Source organism: Hydrogenophaga sp., assembly GCF_018780385.1.
In the GTDB taxonomy this organism is placed as follows: Bacteria; Pseudomonadota; Gammaproteobacteria; order Burkholderiales; family Burkholderiaceae_C; genus Hydrogenophaga.
Genome location: NZ_JADMJO010000054.1, coordinates 1 through 3,870, shown reverse-complemented (window position 1 = coordinate 3,870; position 3,870 = coordinate 1). Strand labels below are relative to the sequence as shown.

At 59.3% G+C, this 3,870-nt stretch carries 4 protein-coding genes; 1 reads left to right on the top strand and 3 read right to left on the bottom strand.

What is annotated here, in order from left to right; translation table 11 throughout:
- Positions 1-64: 64 nt before the first annotated feature.
- The 3 genes from IV113_RS17055 to ompA all read right to left on the bottom strand — a co-directional run bounded on the left by IV113_RS17055 (position 65) and on the right by ompA (position 2,165).
- Positions 65-742 (bottom strand): HAD-IA family hydrolase, encoded by a 678-nt coding sequence (locus IV113_RS17055; RefSeq protein WP_291087292.1) that lies wholly within the window; start codon positions 740-742, stop codon positions 65-67.
- Positions 739-1,446 (bottom strand): bifunctional 2-polyprenyl-6-hydroxyphenol methylase/3-demethylubiquinol 3-O-methyltransferase UbiG, encoded by a 708-nt coding sequence (gene ubiG, locus IV113_RS17050; protein ID WP_291087290.1) that lies wholly within the window; start codon positions 1,444-1,446, stop codon positions 739-741. Before ubiG ends, IV113_RS17055 begins: the two co-directional genes overlap by 4 nt.
- 68 nt (positions 1,447-1,514) lie before the next feature.
- The gene (ompA, locus tag IV113_RS17045) at positions 1,515-2,165 is read right to left on the bottom strand and encodes an outer membrane protein OmpA (RefSeq protein ID WP_291087293.1); all 651 of its coding nucleotides are present in this window, start codon (positions 2,163-2,165) and stop codon (positions 1,515-1,517) included.
- 261 nt (positions 2,166-2,426) lie between these two features.
- Between ompA and IV113_RS17040 the strand changes: the two genes are divergently transcribed.
- The coding region (locus IV113_RS17040) for a DNA topoisomerase (ATP-hydrolyzing) (RefSeq protein ID WP_291087288.1) at positions 2,427-3,870 on the top strand (1,444 nt) is incomplete at its 3' end.

The window sequence follows — 3,870 nt, the reverse complement described above, 5'->3', positions numbered from 1 at the left end:
CTCGACATGCCCTGCTGCGCGTCCGAACCCACGTCGAAACCAGTGCAGCCCCAAGTGCCCTATTTTAAGACGGTTCGAGCAATTGCAAGACCTGCAATGGAGAAGAAACTTCTGCGTCTGCACCCCAGGAGGCAACGTCAGCCCCTGCGCCAAGATAACCATAGCGTGCCGCCACAGTCCACATACCAGCCGAACGCCCTGCTCGGATGTCGCGCTCATCATCACCCACATAGATGCACTGGGCCGGTAGCAACGACATGCGGCGCGCAGCTTCCAGCAGAGGCTCGGGGTGTGGCTTGGCGTGGGGCGTCGTGTCACCGCTGATCACGGTGGCCGCTGAATCGAACATCCCCATGGCGCGGGTGATTGGTGTCGTAAACCGCTGAGCCTTGTTGGTCACAACCCCCCAGCGCATACCGCGCTCGAGCAGAGCAGACACCAGCAAATCAACCTCCTCAAAGGGACGCGTGCGCTGGGTCAGGCAGCTTTCGTAGTGAACGAAGAACTCTTCCTTGTATTGTTCGTAGTTGACATGCTCAGCATCCATCCCGAACGCCACTTGCAACATGCCGCGCGCACCGGAGCCCACATGGGGGCGGTATTCCGCCAACGGTTTGGAGGGCAAGCCGCGACGCAGGCGCATGCCATCCGCTGCCGCGCCCAAATCGGGCGCACTGTCAATCAGCGTCCCGTCCAGATCGAACAACACCGCGCGCACCCCCCGGAAAGCGACGGAACTCATGTTTTTCGGGTAGCAAACAGATAGTTCACGCTGGTGTTCTGGCTCAACCAGTAGCGACGAGTCAACGGGTTGTACTCCATGCCGCGGGCGTCCGTCAGCTCAAGACCGGCGTCGCGCCCATATCCTGCCAACTCACTCGGCCTGATGAATTTGGCGTACTCATGGGTCCCCTTGGGCAACAGTTGCAGGATGTACTCGGCGCCGAGAATCGCAAACAGAAACGACTTGGGGTTGCGGTTCAAGGTCGAAAAAAAGACCCAACCACCCGGTTTCACAAGAGCGGCACATGCACGAACAACGGAAGAGGGATCGGGCACATGCTCAAGCATTTCCATGCACGTCACCACATCAAACGAACCGGGCTCTTGGAGCGCCATGGCCTCTGCACTGATTTCCAGATACTCGACATTCGCCGTGCCTGCTTCGAGCGCATGCAACTGGGCTACCCGGAGTGCTTTGATCGAAAGATCGATACCCGTCACCCGGGCGCCTTTTCTTGCCATAGCATCCGAAAGAATGCCGCCGCCACAACCAATATCCAGGACACGTTTGCCTGCAAGTTGGGCCATTCCGTCAATCCAGCTCAATCGCAATGGATTGATCTGATGCAGTGGACGGAACTCGCTTTCCGGATCCCACCAGCGATGAGCCAGATCGGAAAATTTGGCCAACTCGGCTGGATCGGCATTGAGATTGTGATTCATTGCTTGATTATCGTCAGCCCATGAAAAAACCGCGCCAGGGCGCGGTTTTCTTGGAGCAACCCGAAGGTTTACTTGTTGGCGCGGGTGCCGACAACTTCCACTTCAACGCGGCGGTTCTTGGCACGGCCTTCGCGGGTGGCGTTGTCTGCCACTGGCTGCGTCAGACCCTTGCCTTCGGTGTAGATGCGGTTGCTTTCGATGCCCTTGCTCACCAAATAGGCCTTGACGGCTTCTGCACGGCGGTTGGACAGAGCCTGGTTGTAACCAGCAGCGCCCGTGGAGTCGGTGTGGCCGACGGCGATCACAACTTCCAGGTTGATGCCGGAAACCTTGCTGGCCAGATCATCCAGTTTGGCTTTGCCTTCTGGTTTGAGTACCGCTTTGTCGAAGTCGAAGAACGCATCGGCAGCGTAGGTCACTTTGGAAGCTGCGGGAGCTGGAGCAGCGGCTGGAGCGGGTGCAGGAGCAGCGGCTGGAGCGGGTGCAGGAGCAGCGGCCGGAGCTGGTGCAGGAGCAGCCACGGGAACGATGGCACCGTCGCAACCGACAGCTGCCGTTGCAGGCGTCCAGTTGGCATTGCGCCAGCACAGTTCATTGGTACCGTTTTTCCAGACCAGCTCACTGGTGCCATTGCGCCAGTTGTCGATGGTTTGGGCGCCGGCGGCCGTTGCCATGGCGGCCGTTGCGATCAGCATTGCCACTTTGTTGAGTTTTTTCATGGTTTTCCTCTTGGTAAGCCGCAGACAATCTGCGTACAAAAAAAGACGCTTGAAGTGACCACCACTCAAAACGCTGGATTTCATTGTGCCACAAGCGCTATAGGGCCGACCGGTAGGCACGGGCGCCTCGGTGACTGTATTCCGGCAGCCCCCGCATTCGTTGTGGTGTTACAACAAAGAGCGCACAAAGGTGCGATCCGGTGCCGCCCGTAAAATGGCGAGTTGCCTTTTGGCCCAACCGACGCATTTCATCCCCTGCTCATGACACAGTTCGCCAAAGAGACCCTGCCCATCAGTCTTGAAGAGGAAATGCGCCGTAGCTACCTCGACTACGCAATGAGCGTCATTGTCGGGCGGGCGCTTCCCGATGCACGCGATGGTCTGAAGCCTGTGCACAGGCGCGTGTTGTTTGCCATGCACGAGCTCAACAACGACTGGAACCGGCCCTACAAAAAATCGGCCCGTATTGTGGGCGACGTGATCGGTAAGTACCACCCGCACGGCGACAGCGCGGTGTACGACACGATTGTGCGGATGGCGCAGGATTTTTCGCTGCGTCACATGCTTGTGGATGGACAGGGCAACTTCGGCTCGGTGGATGGCGACAACGCGGCCGCCATGCGGTACACGGAAATCCGCCTGTCGAAAATATCGCACGAGATGCTGGCCGACATCGACAAGGAAACCGTCAACTTCGGCCCCAACTACGACGGCTCTGAAAAAGAGCCCTTGGTGCTGCCTTCGCGTCTGCCCAACCTGCTGGTCAACGGGTCGTCGGGCATTGCGGTCGGCATGGCCACCAACATTCCGCCGCACAACCTCAATGAGGTGGTGGATGCGTGTCTGCACTTGCTGAAGCATCCGGAGGCATCCATCGATGAATTGATGGAGATCATTCCAGCGCCCGACTTCCCCACGGCCGGCATCATCTACGGCATCAATGGCGTGAAGGATGGCTATCGCACAGGTCGCGGCCGCGTTGTGATGCGCGCGAAGTGCCACTTTGAAGACATCGACCGCGGTCAGCGCCAGTCGATCATCGTGGACGAGTTGCCATATCAGGTGAACAAGAAGACGCTGCAGGAGCGCATTGCCGAGCTGGTGCACGAAAAGAAGATCGAGGGCATCAGCCACATCCAGGACGAGTCGGACAAATCGGGCATGCGCCTGGTGATCGAGCTCAAGCGGGGCGAAGTTCCCGAGGTGGTGCTCAACAACCTGTACAAGCAGACGCAATTGCAGGACACCTTCGGCATCAACATGGTGGCGCTGGTCGACGGCCAGCCGCGTCTGTGCAACCTCAAAGACCTGATCCAGGTGTTCCTGGAACACCGCCGAGAGGTCGTGACCCGACGCACGGTGTTCAACTTGCGCAAGGCGCGCGAACGCGGACACGTGCTCGAAGGTCTCGCCGTGGCGCTGGCCAACATCGACGATTTCATCAAGATCATTCGTGAGTCGCCCACACCGCCCGTGGCCAAGGCCGAGCTGATGGCGCGACCTTGGGACAGCCAACTCGTGCGCGAAATGCTCACGCGCACGCGCGCCGACGGCGGCGTGATCAACGCTGACGACTACCGGCCCGAGGGTCTTGAGAAGGCACTCGGCATGGGCAGCGACGGGCTGTACCGGCTGTCCGAGACGCAGGCACAGGAAATCCTGCAGATGCGTCTGCAGCGCCTGACCGGCCTGGAGCAGGACAAGA

Excerpts from the sequence above, each read along its gene's own strand:
- ubiG (WP_291087290.1), bottom strand. The coding sequence starts at position 1,446 with ATGAATCACAATCTCAATGCCGATCCAGCCGAGTTGGCCAAATTTTCC.
- IV113_RS17055 (WP_291087292.1), bottom strand. The coding sequence starts at position 742 with ATGAGTTCCGTCGCTTTCCGGGGGGTGCGCGCGGTGTTGTTCGATCTG.
- ompA (WP_291087293.1), bottom strand. The coding sequence starts at position 2,165 with ATGAAAAAACTCAACAAAGTGGCAATGCTGATCGCAACGGCCGCCATG.